The sequence below is a fragment of the Sedimentibacter sp. B4 genome (genome assembly GCF_000309315.1).
GTDB classification, from domain to species: Bacteria; Bacillota; Clostridia; order Tissierellales; family Sedimentibacteraceae; genus Sedimentibacter; species Sedimentibacter saalensis.
Map to the genome: position 1 here is coordinate 17678 of NZ_CANG01000044.1, position 16045 is coordinate 33722.

The window sequence follows — 16045 nt, forward strand, 5'->3', positions numbered from 1 at the left end:
TATGCCAATAATTGCAGTTCTAATACCTTGCTACAATGAAAATATAACTATTAAAAAAGTAATAAAAGATTATTCAGAAGCTTTACCTGAAGCCGATATATATGTATATGATAATAATTCAACTGATAATACAGCTGAGATAGCTCAAAAATCCGGTGCAATAGTTCGCTATGAAAGAAGGCAGGGCAAGGGCAATGTAATGAGGACTATGTTTAGAGAAATTGATGCTGATTGTTATCTGATAGTTGATGGTGATGATACTTATTCTGCAGAAGACGCAAGGGTAATGGTAAATTTAGTTTTATCAGAAAATGCAGATATGGTAATAGGGGACAGGTTGTCATCTACGTACTTTACCGAAAATAAAAGGTTGTTTCATAATACAGGAAATCGCTTGGTTAGATTCTTAATAAATAAAATTTTCCAAAGCAATATTAAAGATATTATGACGGGGTATAGAGCCTTCAGTAAAGTTTTTGTTAAAAATTATCCGGTAATTTCAAAGGGATTTGAAATAGAAACTGAAATGACTATTCATGCTTTAGATAAGAATTTTAATATCAGAGAAGTTCCTGTAATCTATAAAGATAGACCAGAAGGGAGTAACTCTAAGTTAAATACTTTTTCTGATGGATATAAGGTGTTAAAAACAATAGCTAGCTTGTTTAGGGATTACAAGCCTTATGTTTTTTTCTCTTTGATAGCAGCTGGAGGTATTTTATTTGCGACCATGTTATTTATTCCGATATTATTGGAATTTCTAAATACAGGAATTGTACCCAGATTTCCAACACTTATAGTTGCAGTAACAATTTATATTATCTCAATATTGATGTGGATATGTGGTATTATATTGGAAGTTATAGTTAATAAACATAGACAATTATATGAAATAATGTTAAATAAAAATTAATTATCTACTGGTATTTTGATCGAGAGGGAATTATGCAAAATATAGAACCAAATAAAAACGATAGAAAAATATTGCTAATTTTATTATTTTTACCATGTTTATTAATAAGGCGAGCATTGGATAATGATACCTGGTTTATACTGAATAGTGGAAGATATGTTATGAATAATGGTATTCCTCATATTGAGCCTTTCTCAATCCACGAAAACATGAAATTTGTTATGCAGCAGTGGCTTACTGACGTGGTTTTTTGGAATATATATAATACTGTTGGTGAACTAGGACTATTTTTACTTGTTATGATATGCTATGCGATTGTCATAATTCTGCTTTATAAATTAACTATGAACATTTCAGAAGAAAACTTTTTTATTTCATATTCTGTGACGATAATTACTAGTATTTTAATATACACATATATGGTAACTAGACCCACTATTATTACTCTAGTAATTGTAATGATAGAATTAAATGCTCTTGAACTTTATGCTAAGAGAGGTGAATATAAATATTTACTAGTATTACCCATATTGTCTTTGTTGATGATAAATTTTCACGCAGCATTGTGGCCTATGCTATTTATTTTGATTTTGCCTTATGTTATAGATTCGTTCGAGTTTAGAATTGGATGCGTAAGAGGGCAAGGCTACAATAAACAATTTTTATTTTTATCAATAGTGTTAATGTTTATGGCAGCATTTGTTAATCCTTACGGAATTGATGCAATGTTATATCTTGTAAAATCAACAGGATATCCTTATATGAAATATATCATGGAACTTCAGCCGCCAAATGTAAGTAGTTTCGCAGGAGCATTGATTTATACATATATTGCTTTTGTAGTATTTGTTTATATTTTTTACAGGAGAGGAAAATCTAAAATAAGATATTTTTTATTAACAACAGGAACAATATTCATGGTACTTATATCTGTAAGGAATATAACATACTTTGCTCTGTGTTCATTATTCCCATTAGCATATTATTTGAAAGATCTTAATATAAATTATATTAGTACAAATAAAAGCAGTAAGAAGTTTCGAATTATAATTATTATTTTAATTGTTATGGTTGTTACTATAGGCATGTATGAGAATGGATTACATTACAATACAGCAATGCAATACAAGGACTTAAATGAAACAGTTGACTATATTATTAAAAATGAAGATATATCAAATATAATGTTATATACAGGGTTTAATGAAGGAAGTTTAGTACAGTTCAGAGGACTGAGAACATATATTGATCCTCGAGCTGAAGTTTATTTTAAAAAGCAAAATAATAAGGATGACATTTTTAACGAATACTTTGAACTAAGATATGGTAAAGTTTATTATAAATATATATTGGACAAGTATAATTTTACACATCTTATAATAGAAAAAGGTGAACTGCTGGATACATATCTTAAGGAAGATGAAAATTATGAAGTTATTTACGAAAATGAAGAATATAATTTGTTTAAAAAAGAATAATCCATGCAGTTAGCTAATAATTATTTTATGTAATTAAAATAAAATCAAAAATAAACTGATTAATAATAAAAGTGTAATAGAAATGTAATTGACTTAATTTATCATATAAATAGATATTATTTAGACAAAAAATATATTTAGTATATGAGAGCTAAATAGAAAAGTGGAGTATAATGAATATAATATTAAAATTTATTTGTGGAGTTATCGGAGGTTTCTTGGGATACAACATTCCGTATTTTTCTGTAAGAATTATGGAATACAAGAAAGGAAAAATTAATATAAATAGTGGTAAGGTTTTAATAGGTCCAACATTGAGTAAGGTATGTTTTGCTTTATTTAATGCTGCAGCTTGGTTATTATGTATCAATAATGTTGACAATGGTATTGCAGCAGTTTTAATAAGCATACAGATAACATTAGGGCTAATAATTGCTTTCATTGACATGAACATCAGAATAATTCCAAATGAACTTGTTTTAACTGTATTAATACTCGGTATAGTTTTTCAAACGGAATTAAATGGAATACGCGGAATCATAGTGTCAGTAATTAGTATGATATTTATAATGATAATATTTACTGCTGTTGCAGTTATTATGGGGCTTGGTAAAGTTGGAGCTGGAGACGTAAAATTGGCTGGAGCTATAGGCTTTGCTTTAGGTTATCCGCTTGTAGTAACAGCCATGGCGACCATGTCTGCCATATTAATTCTCTTTATTATATTAGGACTTGTTTTTAGGAAAATCAAAATGTCAACTATGTTGCCCTTAGCTCCGTTTCTGGTTGCAGGATACATAACAGCTTTAATATCATCAACTTTTTAATTTACATTAAGCCAAATAATAGGGGATTGCTTATGATTAATGATTTCAGGTTTTTAGAGAATGAAGAAGCAGGTCAAGGCATGGTGGAATATTCACTAATATTAGCTTTAATTGTTGTTGTATGTATTGTGGCAATAACATTCTTCGGAGAAGGTGCTTTAGGATTGTACAATAATGCCATAAATAATATTCCCGGATAATAACGAATAAATATTAAAAAGGATTTGGGCTTTTTATTAAGAAAAAAAATAAGTAGAAAATTATGATATGAGTTAAGTTTTAAATAAAAATATTTACATCACTGATAATAGAATTATAAATTAATAGATACATACATAAAATCTGAGAATAATAAATAATTTAATGCACAGAATATTCATGAATTGTAAAAAAATTCTTGAAATAGAATGAAACATGATGTATAATGTTTCAAAGTAATAAAATTTCATAACTAGGGGGTTAAAATGAAAAAAATATTGAACTGGTTAAAAAATGAAGAAAGTGGTCAAGGTATGGTTGAATATGGTTTGTTGCTTGCACTAATTGCAGTAGTAGTTATAGCAGCATTATTAATACTAGGACCAAAAGTAGCAAACATATTTAACGATGTAGGTAATGAATTGTAAGAGATTTAAACTAAAGAAGCACCGGCTCGTCCTTTTGGTCGGGTACGGTGCTCTTTACACATATGGGGGTGATTTTGTGAAACTTAAACATATGAAAAAAGAAAATGGGCAGGCGATGGTTGAGTTTGCATTGGTTCTCCCTATACTATTGTTGGTTTTTGCGGGCATAATTGATTTTGGGTGGATTTTTCACAATCAACTGGTTGCAAATAATGCCAGCAGGGAAGCAGCAAGATATGTGGCTATACATTATTATGTGGATTTAAACAGTGATGAAGCAGCTCGATTAAAGTCCAATGAAATAATAGTTGATTATGTTGGCAGCAGTTTCTCAGGCATTAGCGTATCCATAACAAAAAGTCCTGATGATACGATTACGGGAGAGAAAGTAAGAGTTCATTTTACCGGCAATGTAAAAGTATTAACCCCATTGCTGGATACAATTTTAGGCAGTGATGTATTTCCTTTGGAAGCTGAGTGCACAATGAGAGTTGAAAAATAGGTCAAATAGATTTTATATAGAGTTAGTTTGAGAAAGGGGCGGATTATTTGAAAATTGAGTCATTATATAAAATGTTAAAAAGAAATGAAGATGGTTCTATAGTTGTTATCATTGCTTTATTTATGACTGTTTTGATTGGTTTGGCGGCATTGGTTTTAGACATGGGAATGGCATACAATACCAAATCTAATCTGCAGAAAGATTTAGACAGCATTGCATTAGCTGCGGTAAGAAACTTGCCTGCAAATGATATTGCTTCTGCAGAATGGAATAATGCAAAAGTTACTGCACGAGAATATGCAGCGGCAAATGGCATATCAACTTTGCCGGATAGTGATATTATTCCGGTATACGAAGAAGGCATTATAACCGGAATACAAATCAAGGGTGAAAGCGATGTTCAGTTTAACTTTGCTCGTGTTTTTCTTAATCAATCAAAAACAGTTTATTGTGATGCAACGGCAAAATTGATGACGGTAAGCGGCATGGCTGACTTTATACCATTGTCGATTGAAGAGGATGCCATGGAAAGGGCTGAAAATGATAATACATATGTATTAAAGTATGGAGCTCATGAAGATGATGAATTAGTTACTAATGGGTGGTTTGGAACACTGGGCCTGGATGGAAACGGTTCAAATACTTTTGAGCAATCATTTAAATATGGTGCTACAACCATAGTTAATATATTAGATTTTATTGATGTCGAGAATGGTGTTGAAACTGGTGCTTCCAGAGATGGATTTAACTTTAGAATCACAGGACATGAAGGCTGTCATCTGGCAACAGTTGATGGAAAAGAGGTTGTAGTAAATGGCTCAGGTGTCATTTGTGCTGATTGTCCTCGAGTTGTAAGTGTTCCGGTGGTACAGGAAATAGATAAGTTTGTAGATAAGCTAAGTGCTGAGCTTTTGGCAGTTAACCCATTAATTACGGAAGCAGATATGCAGGCAGAAATCACCAGACAAATTAATATTTTGATATCTGAATTGGCTGAGCAGGGTATTACAAATATTGGAGAAAATAATATCAGGAATGAAAACACTGGACTTGCACGAGTAGTAGGTTTAGCATCAGTTTTTTTGGAGAGTATTGCAGGCAATGGAGCCAATTCCGTAATAACAGCGAAATATTTGCCGGATAATGTTGCAGCAGGAACAATTGCTGGCGTAGCGCTGAACGATTATGGTATCAGAGCTGCTAAGCTGGTAGATTAAAAAAATTGAGGTTATGATAAATTATTGGAGGCATAAATGAAAAAGGTTAAGGTGTTGGCATTGGTGACAGCAGTTATTGCTGCTGTCCTTTTATATAATTTTTTGAATTCAGTTAGCGAAAATGCAGAAAAAAAAGCTGAGGTAGTTAAGACAGGAGTTTTGACAGCTTCTGTAAATATCCCTCCAAATACCACCATTACAGAGGATATGGTTGAAATAACGCAGATTCCTGTTGAAGCTGCCCATAAAGAAGCAGTTGTGAACGAAACTGCGGCAGTTGGAAAGTTTTCTAAATATGAAATAACTGCTGGTGAACAAGTGTTGTCAACAAAACTCATATCACCGGAAGGCGGCGGTGGCGATGGGACATTGGCATATGCAATAAAACCAGGAATGCGTGCAATTTCTATTGGGGTCAGCAATTTATCCGGTCTTGTAGGTATGATTAAACCTCAGAACACAGTTGATATAATTGTACAGTTTGACAAGATTGAAAATGAAGGAACAGAACAGGAAAAAACTATAAATTATACAACTATGATAGCAGAAAACATTAAGGTGCTTGCAGTAGACGATGTATTGTCTCAGGAAGGAAAGGCAATTAATGTTGAAACCGGAGTATCATATACGACTGTAACATTGCAGGTAACTCCTGCCCAGGCGATGGAAATCAGCATGTCAGAATACAAGGGACAGATGCGATTAATCATGAGATCACCGCTTGATGAAGATATAACAAATCAAAAGACAATTAAATTTGACGACATAATTATCAATTAGTGGACAAGGAGGCATTTGTATGAAAATAAAGGTATTGATTATCAGCAAGATGGAAAGAAACATTGGTGCACTCAAGTCAATGATTGATGATGAAGAGATAAACATAATTGGTGATTCTATTGGGGGCTCTGTTGCGCTGGATAAGATAGAAAACACTTCACCTGATATAATCCTTATGACGTTGGGAGCAGGTGACACAGACGTCTTGAGTCTGGCTGAAAGGATAATTCTCCACAGACCTCGTACATTTGTAATATTGGTGGCGGAAAATCTGGATGTAGAAACAATGCAGAATGCTGTCAAGGTTGGATGCCATAATATAACTGAGATTCCTGCAACTCCTAAGGAATTTGCCGAGTACATAAAGACTGTTTATCATAATGAATCCATAAGAATTAAATCACTCAGTGAAAAAGAAGCTCTTTTGTGGTCTTCAACAGTAATAACTGTTTTTGGAGCTAAGGGAGGGCTTGGAAAAAGTACAATTGCAGCAAACCTTGCTGTAAAACTGGCTGAAAAAAGAAAAAAAGTAGCACTTATAGACCTTGATTTGCAATTTGGTGATTTGCATATATTTTTGGATATAGAACCTAAGGATACTATTATTGAGTTGGTTCAGGACGTAATAACACCGAATATTGATTCAGTACGAAGCTATATGGCAGTACATTCCAGCGGTGTTCATTTGCTATGTGCCCCAAAGAGTCCTGAATATGCTGAACTTGTTTCGGCAGAAAAAATTCAAAGTTTGCTGAGTTTACTCCGCAGCTACTATGATTATGTAATTGTGGATACTTCACCGTCGTTTTCAGAAGTTACGATGACTGCCATTGAAGCTTCTTCTATTATATTCTTTGTAACCGGGCTTGATATTTCTATTCTCAGGAATTCAAAACTGAGCGTTTCAATACTGGAGTCGTTGCAGCAAATGGATAAAATAAGGCTTATTGTCAACAGGGCTGTTGACATGAATTCCATAACCGTAAATGATGTTCAAAAGATTATAGGCTATCCAATATGGGCAAAAATACCCAGTGATTATAAAGTTGCAGTAAATGCATTGAACAGAGGAGTTCCTTTTGTTACAGGTGCTCCGAGCAGCAAACTCAGTGAGTCTGTTACAACTTTAGCTAATATACTGGTTAGTGGTACAACAAATTATGATATATTAGACAAAGGGAAAAAGAATTTGAACATAGGTAAAAAATTAATGCCGTTCAAGAAAAAATAATACATAAGGGTGGGAAATGACATGAGTTTGCTTGATCGTCTTGAAAAACAAAAGATTGCTGCTGCAACAGAAGATAAATTAACAGATACAACTGCAGCTAGCAAAAATGTCAACGTATTCAAGGATGAATATGCAGATTTAAAGAGTCGTGTTCATAAAGAATTTATTGAAATAGTGAATCAACAGGATGTAAATCTTTTCAATATTAAAGGTGAACAGGAACAGGAACTCCAAAAAATAATGGAGTCAATTGTTGAATCAAAGACTTCAAATTTGACCAGGACAGAACGTTCACGGCTTCTAAGAGAAATCTACAATGATGTTATGGGACTGGGACCTCTGGAACCGCTTCTCAATGATTCTGAGGTCAGTGAAATTATGGTAAATGGGCCTTATCAGGTTTACGTTGAACGAAAAGGAAAATTGGAACTTTCAAATGTAGTTTTTAAGGATAATGCACATGTTATGAATATTATTAACCGTATAGTATCGTCAGTTGGCAGGCGTGTTGATGAATCAAGCCCTATGGTCGATGCAAGGCTTTCTGACGGTTCTCGTTTTAATGCAATAATACCGCCATTGTCTTTGATAGGTCCATCCATGACCATACGTAAGTTTTCAAAGAAGCCATATACTGCAAATGACCTTATAAAATTTGGCTCCATTTCTCCCAAAATGGTTTCTTTTCTGGAAGCCTGCGTAAAAGGCAAAATGAACATAATAGTTTCAGGTGGTACCGGCAGTGGAAAAACCACACTGTTAAATGTGCTATCAAGCTGTATACCTAACAATGAACGTATAGTGACTATAGAAGATGCTGCAGAGCTTCAGCTTATGCAGGATCATGTTGTTACGTTGGAGAGCAGGCCGCCGAACCTGGAGGGCTCAGGTCAGATATCCATAAGGGACTTGGTACGTAACTCACTGCGTATGCGTCCGGACAGAATAATTGTAGGAGAAGTGCGTTCCGGTGAAACTCTTGACATGCTGCAGGCCATGAATACAGGTCATGATGGCTCCCTTACAACAGCACATGCTAATTCACCAAGAGAACTCATGTCCCGTCTGGAAACAATGGTACTTATGTCAGGAATGGAATTGCCGGTAAGGGCCATCAGGGAACAGATACATTCTGCTCTTAACATAATCGTTCATCAGTCAAGACTCAGAGACGGTTCCAGAAAGGTTGTAAATATAACTGAGGTTGTTGGTATGGAAGGTGATACAATAACTCTTCAGGATATATTTGTATATAGGATAGAAGGAGTAGATTCTTACGGGAAGATCAGGGGCAGTTATGTTTCTACAGGTATTCGCCCTAATTTCCTTGAAAAAATTTCATCAAGCGGTATTCTTGTAAGAGATGAATGGTTTACGAACTGAGGTGGTTTTATGGAAATATTGATATCAATAACCATTGCAATATTGATTTATCTTGCATTATATACTTTCCTTTCTACTCATAGCACAGAACAGGTCAGATACAGACTTTCCAGGTATTTTAAGGAAAACAATGTTGACGATGTGCAGGAACAGTTTATCAGGGAGAAAACAGAAGAAGAAAATAAAAGAAAAAAGCAAAGATTTAAACTTGCCAGCCAGGAATTTTCAAACTACATAGCTTCTTCGGGAATAAAACTGAAGGCCAATGAATTTATAGTATTCTGGGCAGGATTAACTTTAGTTCCCATGATAGTTGTTGTTCTATTTGGAGGAAGTATAATTACAGGTCTTGCACTAGCCATAATTGGTATTGTTATTCCGCCATTTATTGTGGGAAATGCAAGAAAAAAAAGAGAAGATTTGTTCAATTCACAGCTTGCACAGGCGACAATTCTGATGGGAAACAGCATTAAGGGAGGATTTACATTTTTACAGTCAATGGAAAGCGTTGCTGAAGATATGCAGCCTCCTATATCAACGGAGTTTGCAAGGGTACTTAGAGAAATTCATTATGGTGTGAAGCAGTCCGATGCGCTTAATCACATGGTGGAAAGAACTAATAATAAGGACCTTGAGCTTTTGGTTTCAGCAGTTCTTACATCAGCACAGGTAGGAAGCAACTTGTCAGAAATTCTTGACACCATATCGTCAACCATAAGAGACAGAATAAGAATAAAGATGGAAATAAAGACTCTGACAGCTCAAGGACGTATATCTGGGCTAATAATTGGATTCCTTCCCTTAGTACTTGTTTTAATATTGATGGTTTTAAGTCCTAGATATTTTGCAGGTTTTTTTGAGTCGGATATTGGAAAGGGACTTATTGTCATTTCTATTGTGCTTGAAGCAATTGGATTTTTTATTATTAATAAAATAGTTAATATAAAGATGTGAGGTGACGGCAATGGCTATATATATTTCATTATTTTTAGCAATAAGTATATTTTGTGCTGTAGTTTTATTGCTGAATAACTATGGAATAAATAGTGACAGGGTTAAAAACCGTATTTCTAGAATTGGAAGTGCTGAAAAAAATATTGTTGTAGATGAGGAATTAAACAAATCCTTATCTGAAAGATTTTTAAGTCCTATGCTGGAATCCATAGTTAAGGGGTTGAGTAAATTCGTTCCGGATACGGGTATGAATAATCAAAAATCTGAGAATTTACGAAAGATGCTGCGTCAGGCAGGCATGTCTCTGATGCCCAGCGAGTATTCAGCTATAAAAATTATTGTGATAGTTGGAACATCAGTGTTGTTTTTCTTATTATCTTTTATACTCAATATGAACAATAAATTTGTTATTTTGATGCCAATCTTAGGGGCATATGCAGCTTTTGCAATTATGCGTTTTAGTTTGTTAAGCAGCATAACCAAAAGAAAAGAGAAAATGGAAAGTCAGATGCCTGATGTATTGGATATGCTAAGCGTCAATGTAGAAGCTGGACTGGGCTTTGAACAGGCAATGCTTCATGTCATAGAGCATTTCCAGGGACCGCTTATCGATGAATTAAATATTACCTACAGGGAAATGACAATGGGCAGAAGCAGAAAGGATGCTCTCACACTGCTTGGAGAAAGATGCGATATTGATGACTTGAAATCTTTTACGGGTTCTGTTATACAAGCAAATAAGTTAGGTATATCTTTAAAAAATGTACTTCATACACAGGCTACAGCTATACGCGAAAACAGACGAGGCAAGATAGAAGAAAAAGCGCATAAAATGTCCATAAAAATTCTTCTGCCAATGGTAGCATTTATATTTCCTGTAATATTCATAGTTCTAATGGGACCTGCTGTTGTGTCCATTATTGAAGTGTTTGGTGGAAAGTAATGGAGGCTGTGATTAAAAGTTCTATAGTTATAAAAAATGTAAAAAAGGCTGATACATTTAAAGCTAGACTAATAGGTCTATTGAACAGAAAATCATTTGATTTTGATGAAGGCCTTCTCTTGATGAAGTGCACTTCGATTCACTGTTTTTTTATGAAATTTACAATTGATGCAGTATACTTGTCAAACAATATGGAAGTGTTGTACAAAGAAACAGTGAAGCCCTGGAAAATAGGCAAAATAGTTAAAAATTGCGCCCATGTTCTGGAACTTCACGAAGGAGCTGCAAAAAATATTTCTGTTGGAGATATTATTGTATTTTGCGAATAAGTATTGTATAATATTGGCAATACATAACTCTGGAGGAATTAAATTAAATGAAAGAAAATGACAATAAAAATATAGTTGAAATGATTCGTGACAAAACTGAAGAAGCTGATTTAAGTAGCGTTCTAAAAAGTACATTTGGCGGGTATTCAAAACAATCTGTTCATGAGTATTTGACTATATTGCGCAAGCAGCAGCAAACATCGCAGGAAACATTTTCTAGAAACCTCCAAACCTTATTTGAAGAAAAAGAAACCATAAAAAAGAGCAACGAAACTCTATTGGCACGCTACAACAAACTGTCTGCAGAATATGATAATTTGGCTGAATCACTTAAGAATATAAAAATAGAAGATTCAGAATACTCGGCTCAAACAGTTATAACGCTTAAAAACAGTATAGTATCATTGGAAGAGGAAGTAAAGAAATACAACAGAGAGAGAAAATCTCTGGAAAATGAAATAGAACGTAGAAATGATGAAATAAATAATCTGCAAATAAAGCTTGAGCATTCAATGCAGGAAACAGAAGCTCATAAAGTAATGCTCAAGGCTGAAAAATCAGAAACTAAAAAGCAACGGGATACTGTTGCTGATTTGTCGCGTTTGTTGGAAGAAGAAAAAAACGAGGTAAAATATTTAAGAAGTACAATGACAGATGGAAAGTTTGCTGATTTAAATAGTAAAATAGGCGAACTAAGTACTCAGCTTGTAACTATGACGGAAATCATTAAAAAGCAGAATCTTGAAAATGATTTAAAAGAAAAAACAATTGAAACACTTAATGATGAAATAGCATTGTTGAAGCAAAAGTTAAGCACCATGAACAACTCGCTGCAATCATCTAACAAACAAAATGATAAACTGCTTGTGGCTAATGAAGCTTTAAAATGCAAGCTGCAGGAAGAATATAAAAAGTCAATAGATTTAATCAATGAAAATTCAAATATTGCAATAGAAAGACTTATTGCTCAGAAAAATCTAAGCATTGCGGAAGCAAAAATTACTTCTTTGGAAATGCAGCTGCTTAAACAAAAAAAATCTGATGAAATTATTATATTGCATGATAAGATTGAAGAAAACAGAACAAAGTCTGATTTGGCAGGCAATGTTTAATATATTTATAAATACTGAAAAGGTGAATAAAATTGACAATCCCCCATTTTAGTGCTAAGATATTGTTGTCACGGGGCAAAGTGACTAGAGCAAAAAATTTGGAGGGTACAAATGAAATCATTAATTAGATTGAGAATGAGCGCACATGATGCTCATTACGGCGGAGAATTGGTGGACGGAGCAAGAATGCTGGGACTGTTTGGAGATGTTGCAACAGAACTTTTAATCTTGAACGATGGAGATGAAGGTTTGTTTTGCGCATATGACAATGTAGAATTCTTGGCACCGGTTTATGCAGGAGACTACATCGAAGCTGAAGGCGAAATAACAAATGTAGGCAATTCTTCAAGAAAAATGAAATTTGAAGCAAGAAAAGTTATAGTTCCAAGAAAAGACATAAACGATTCAGCTTGTGACTTTTTGGAAGAACCAATTGTTGTTTGCAGAGCTACAGGTACTTGCGTGGTTCCAAAAGACAAACAAAGAAAATAGTTAACAAAAAACTTTTGTAGGACGTTGGTTATACAACCATCGTCCTTTTTGTGTTAAATTTCTTTTAAGTTAATTTTATAATTACATTAAATTATGTATATACATTTATATATTTCTTTAAATTAATTTTAAGATGTGTAAATATAATGGATAATTTTTTAACAATAAAATCATTTACAAAATCATACTCTGTAATTATAATTTATATACGCTGAAGAAAGTTATATTTATATTATATATAAAATTAAAAGGGGATTGTATGAATAAGAATTCATCAAGACTTGGAGAACTTCTCATTTCAAATAATGAAATTACATTGGAACAGCTTTATGCTGCATTGGATGAACAAACGTCATCTCATGAAAAACTAGGCAGTATATTGATTAAAAAAGGATACGTTTCTGAAGTGGATGTTTTGAGATATTTATCCTCGCAGACTGGTATCAAGACATTTAATTTAGACAATGTAGAGATCAATAAGGATGCAGCAAAAATTATATCTGAAAAGCTTGCAAGGAGGACTAATTCAATACCTTTTAATTTTTTGGGTGGAAAGCTCCTCGTTGCAATGATGGATCCTTTAAACGTATTTGATGTTGAAGACATAGAACTTGAGTCAGGTATGAAGGTTGAACCTTTATTTGCTTTAAAATCACAAATTACTGAAGCCATTGATAAATTCATGAGCAGCAGAAACACTGAAATTGCAGCCAGAGAAATTATCAGTGATCTATGTGATGAAATTGAATCAGCCGATGATAAGACAGAAGATGAATACTTAAATAATTCTCCGGTTGTGAGGCTTGTGAATTCTCTCATAGACCAGGCTCTGAAAATGGAGTCTAGCGACATACATATTGAACCTTTAGCAGATAAAATAAGAGTTAGGTTCAGAATTGACGGAGAGCTTCATGAAACACTTGAAATTCCTATTAAATCGCATTCTGCAATTGTTACAAGGATAAAAATAATGGCAGGAATGAACATTGCTGAAAAAAGATTTCCCCAGGATGGAAGACTTGAGATGAATGTTGACTCTATAGCTATAGACATGAGAATTTCAGTGCTGCCTACAGTGTACGGAGAAAAGATTGTTCTTAGGATTTTAAACAGAGGCAATTTTTTAAAATCAAAATATGAGCTGGGATTTACTGATGAAAATTTAAAAAGAGTTGATTCTATAATGGAATGCCCAAATGGTATAATTTTGATTGCAGGCCCGACGGGAAGCGGAAAAACTACAACTTTATATACATATTTAAATGAATTGAACAACATAAATAAAAACATAATAACCGTTGAAGACCCTGTTGAATACAAGATTCATGGCATTAATCAGGTACAAGTAAATTCAAAAATAGGTCTTTCTTTTGCCTCGGGACTCAGGTCCATTTTAAGACAGGATCCGGATATTATCATGATTGGTGAAATCAGGGATGAAGAAACTGCTGAAATTGCAGTGAGGGCAGCAATAACAGGTCATCTTGTAATCAGCACAATCCACACAAATGATGCTCCTTCTGCTGTCATTAGGCTTCAGGATATGGGAATAAAGACGTTCCTGGTTGCTGCTTCTCTTAGGGGAGTAATTTCACAGAGGCTTGTGAAGAAAATATGTACAAACTGCAAGGAATCATATATGTCAAACAGTTTTGAAAACAATTTGCTTGATCTTCAAGACAGTGTTGTTTTGTACAAGGGAACAGGTTGTTCCAAATGTTACAACACAGGTTACTCGGGGAGAATTGGAATACACGAGGTTATGAAAGTAGATCAGAATATGAGAAATATAATTTACAAAGGCGGTTCTACAGATGAACTTACTGCGGAAGCTATAAAAAACGGAATGGCAACATTGAAGGATAATTGCAGGCAGCTGGTGCTTGAAGGAATTACTTCTGTTGAGGAATATTCACAGGTGGTCTATAAACTGTGATAAATAGAACTGGAGGAAGAAATGACTTTGTACAAATGCAGGGTGTTCAACAGTTCCGGAGAAAGACATTTAATAAAGGTTGATGCATTCTCTGAAGAAGACATTCTTGCTGAATTAAGAAAAAATAATTTCATAGTTACTGAGATAAAAAGTCACAAAAAATTGTCAGAGAGGGTTCATATAGCGCAAAACTCGCGCAAAATAAAACTCAAGGAACTTTCCATGTTTTGCAGGCAGATGAATTCTATGCTCAAATCAGGAATTGCTATAGAGAAATGCATTGAAATATTAAGCATGCAGACAGAAGATAAAAATTTTTGCACAGTGCTTAAAAATATGCATAATAAACTTTTGACAGGCAGCACATTTTCTGAAGCAGTTGACAGCAACAAAAAAATATTCCCTGCAATGTTTCTTTCAATGGTTCGTGCTGGTGAAATGAGTGGAAATATTGAACTGGTAATGGGACGGCTTGCTGTTCAATATGGAAAAGAATACAAGACTGAAAGCAAAGTGAAATCTGCAATGACATATCCAATTGTATTGGCTGTTGTTGCAACTGTTGTTGTCATATTTTTGCTTATGTATGTAATGCCAACTTTTGTTGATTTATACCAAAGTTCAGGAGTTGCTTTGCCATATGTGACAAGGATAATGCTTAAGATCAGCAGAGGGCTTCAAAATTACTGGCAGTTCATTGCACTTGCTTTATTAGGTACTGTACTGTTTATAATCAGATTGATGAAAAATGAAAATGTACGATATAAAATTGACAACTTCAAGCTTAGATTTCCTTTGTATAAAGGGTTGAAGGTTAAACTGGCTGCAACCAGGTTTTCAAGAACATTGTCAACGCTGGTTGAAAGCGGTGTGCCGCTTATTTCCGGTCTTGAGGCTGTGTCTACGATTGTTGGAAATGAAAAAATTAAGAGACTTATTTTGTGTGTGAGAGAGGATGTTAGAAAAGGATCCTCTCTTTCTTTTTCTATTGAGCAATACAACATATTTCCACCAATGGTCCATAACATGATTAAAATAGGTGAGGAATCAGGAGAACTTGAAGATGTCCTTAACAAGACTGCAGATTTTTATGATGAAGAAGTTGAAAATTCTATTCAGAAATTGGTTGCACTCATTGAGCCGGTTATGATTGTGTTGATGGCAGCAATTATTGGATTCATAATGCTGGCCATGATAACTCCAATGTTTGATATGGTCAATACAGTACAATACTAGCTGATTTTTTATAGTTGAATTAATTTTCCTGAGAAATATGCGCGCTATTTTATGAAGGAATATTAATAATAAAATAAGGAGAGCTT

General features: G+C 34.0%; 17 protein-coding genes. All 17 read left to right on the forward strand.

The window, feature by feature from the left end:
* Position 1: 1 nt before the first annotated feature.
* Entirely contained in the window at positions 2-913 is a 912-nt protein-coding gene (locus tag BN358_RS08975; protein ID WP_019228906.1) for a glycosyltransferase family 2 protein, read from the forward strand.
* 458 nt (positions 914-1371) lie between these two features.
* Positions 1372-2391, forward strand: coding sequence for a hypothetical protein (locus BN358_RS08980; RefSeq protein WP_157593287.1), 1020 nt, complete (start codon positions 1372-1374; stop codon positions 2389-2391).
* A 173-nt stretch (positions 2392-2564) separates the two neighbouring features.
* The gene (locus tag BN358_RS08985; protein WP_083851550.1) at positions 2565-3218 is read left to right on the forward strand and encodes an A24 family peptidase; all 654 of its coding nucleotides are present in this window, start codon (positions 2565-2567) and stop codon (positions 3216-3218) included.
* Positions 3219-3250: 32 nt separating this feature from the next.
* The gene (locus BN358_RS25310; RefSeq protein WP_019228909.1) at positions 3251-3418 is read left to right on the forward strand and encodes a Flp family type IVb pilin; all 168 of its coding nucleotides are present in this window, start codon (positions 3251-3253) and stop codon (positions 3416-3418) included.
* Between the two features lie 264 nt (positions 3419-3682).
* Positions 3683-3844, forward strand: coding sequence for a Flp family type IVb pilin (locus BN358_RS22840; RefSeq protein ID WP_019228910.1), 162 nt, complete (start codon positions 3683-3685; stop codon positions 3842-3844).
* Positions 3845-3920: 76 nt separating this feature from the next.
* On the forward strand, positions 3921-4346 hold the full coding sequence (locus tag BN358_RS08990) for a TadE family protein (RefSeq protein WP_019228911.1): 426 nt from the start codon (positions 3921-3923) through the stop codon (positions 4344-4346).
* 47 nt (positions 4347-4393) lie between these two features.
* Positions 4394-5563, forward strand: coding sequence for a pilus assembly protein TadG-related protein (locus BN358_RS08995; protein ID WP_019228912.1), 1170 nt, complete (start codon positions 4394-4396; stop codon positions 5561-5563).
* A 36-nt stretch (positions 5564-5599) separates the two neighbouring features.
* The gene (cpaB, locus tag BN358_RS09000) at positions 5600-6343 is read left to right on the forward strand and encodes a Flp pilus assembly protein CpaB (protein WP_019228913.1); all 744 of its coding nucleotides are present in this window, start codon (positions 5600-5602) and stop codon (positions 6341-6343) included.
* Positions 6344-6362: 19 nt separating this feature from the next.
* Positions 6363-7574: an AAA family ATPase gene (locus BN358_RS27495; RefSeq protein WP_019228914.1), complete on the forward strand. Its 1212-nt coding sequence runs from the start codon at positions 6363-6365 to the stop codon at positions 7572-7574.
* Between the two features lie 21 nt (positions 7575-7595).
* Positions 7596-8957 (forward strand): CpaF family protein, encoded by a 1362-nt coding sequence (locus BN358_RS09010; protein WP_019228915.1) that lies wholly within the window; start codon positions 7596-7598, stop codon positions 8955-8957.
* Positions 8958-8966: 9 nt separating this feature from the next.
* Positions 8967-9911, forward strand: coding sequence for a type II secretion system F family protein (locus BN358_RS09015; protein WP_019228916.1), 945 nt, complete (start codon positions 8967-8969; stop codon positions 9909-9911).
* Between the two features lie 10 nt (positions 9912-9921).
* Positions 9922-10854, forward strand: a complete 933-nt coding sequence (locus BN358_RS09020) for a type II secretion system F family protein (RefSeq protein WP_019228917.1) — start codon at positions 9922-9924, stop codon at positions 10852-10854.
* Positions 10854-11183, forward strand: coding sequence for a DUF192 domain-containing protein (locus tag BN358_RS09025; RefSeq protein ID WP_019228918.1), 330 nt, complete (start codon positions 10854-10856; stop codon positions 11181-11183). Before BN358_RS09020 ends, BN358_RS09025 begins: the two co-directional genes overlap by 1 nt.
* A 47-nt stretch (positions 11184-11230) precedes the next feature.
* A complete protein-coding gene (locus BN358_RS09030; protein ID WP_019228919.1) occupies positions 11231-12295 on the forward strand; it encodes a hypothetical protein in 1065 nt (354 codons plus the stop codon).
* 111 nt (positions 12296-12406) lie between these two features.
* Complete coding sequence (locus BN358_RS09035; protein WP_019228920.1) at positions 12407-12787, forward strand: hotdog domain-containing protein; 381 nt, start codon at positions 12407-12409, stop codon at positions 12785-12787.
* Between the two features lie 259 nt (positions 12788-13046).
* On the forward strand, positions 13047-14723 hold the full coding sequence (locus tag BN358_RS09040) for a GspE/PulE family protein (protein ID WP_019228921.1): 1677 nt from the start codon (positions 13047-13049) through the stop codon (positions 14721-14723).
* 21 nt (positions 14724-14744) lie between these two features.
* The gene (locus BN358_RS09045; RefSeq protein WP_019228922.1) at positions 14745-15959 is read left to right on the forward strand and encodes a type II secretion system F family protein; all 1215 of its coding nucleotides are present in this window, start codon (positions 14745-14747) and stop codon (positions 15957-15959) included.
* The last annotated feature ends 86 nt before the right edge of the window (positions 15960-16045 follow it).

Excerpts from the sequence above, each read along its gene's own strand:
- BN358_RS08975 (WP_019228906.1), top strand. The coding sequence starts at position 2 with ATGCCAATAATTGCAGTTCTAATACCTTGCTACAATGAAAATATAACT.
- BN358_RS08980 (WP_157593287.1), top strand. The coding sequence starts at position 1,372 with ATGATAGAATTAAATGCTCTTGAACTTTATGCTAAGAGAGGTGAATAT.
- BN358_RS08985 (WP_083851550.1), top strand. The coding sequence starts at position 2,565 with ATGAATATAATATTAAAATTTATTTGTGGAGTTATCGGAGGTTTCTTG.
- BN358_RS25310 (WP_019228909.1), top strand. The coding sequence starts at position 3,251 with ATGATTAATGATTTCAGGTTTTTAGAGAATGAAGAAGCAGGTCAAGGC.
- BN358_RS22840 (WP_019228910.1), top strand. The coding sequence starts at position 3,683 with ATGAAAAAAATATTGAACTGGTTAAAAAATGAAGAAAGTGGTCAAGGT.
- cpaB (WP_019228913.1), top strand. The coding sequence starts at position 5,600 with ATGAAAAAGGTTAAGGTGTTGGCATTGGTGACAGCAGTTATTGCTGCT.
- BN358_RS27495 (WP_019228914.1), top strand. The coding sequence starts at position 6,363 with ATGAAAATAAAGGTATTGATTATCAGCAAGATGGAAAGAAACATTGGT.
- BN358_RS09010 (WP_019228915.1), top strand. The coding sequence starts at position 7,596 with ATGAGTTTGCTTGATCGTCTTGAAAAACAAAAGATTGCTGCTGCAACA.
- BN358_RS09015 (WP_019228916.1), top strand. The coding sequence starts at position 8,967 with ATGGAAATATTGATATCAATAACCATTGCAATATTGATTTATCTTGCA.
- BN358_RS09020 (WP_019228917.1), top strand. The coding sequence starts at position 9,922 with ATGGCTATATATATTTCATTATTTTTAGCAATAAGTATATTTTGTGCT.
- BN358_RS09025 (WP_019228918.1), top strand. The coding sequence starts at position 10,854 with ATGGAGGCTGTGATTAAAAGTTCTATAGTTATAAAAAATGTAAAAAAG.
- BN358_RS09030 (WP_019228919.1), top strand. The coding sequence starts at position 11,231 with ATGAAAGAAAATGACAATAAAAATATAGTTGAAATGATTCGTGACAAA.
- BN358_RS09035 (WP_019228920.1), top strand. The coding sequence starts at position 12,407 with ATGAAATCATTAATTAGATTGAGAATGAGCGCACATGATGCTCATTAC.
- BN358_RS09040 (WP_019228921.1), top strand. The coding sequence starts at position 13,047 with ATGAATAAGAATTCATCAAGACTTGGAGAACTTCTCATTTCAAATAAT.
- BN358_RS09045 (WP_019228922.1), top strand. The coding sequence starts at position 14,745 with ATGACTTTGTACAAATGCAGGGTGTTCAACAGTTCCGGAGAAAGACAT.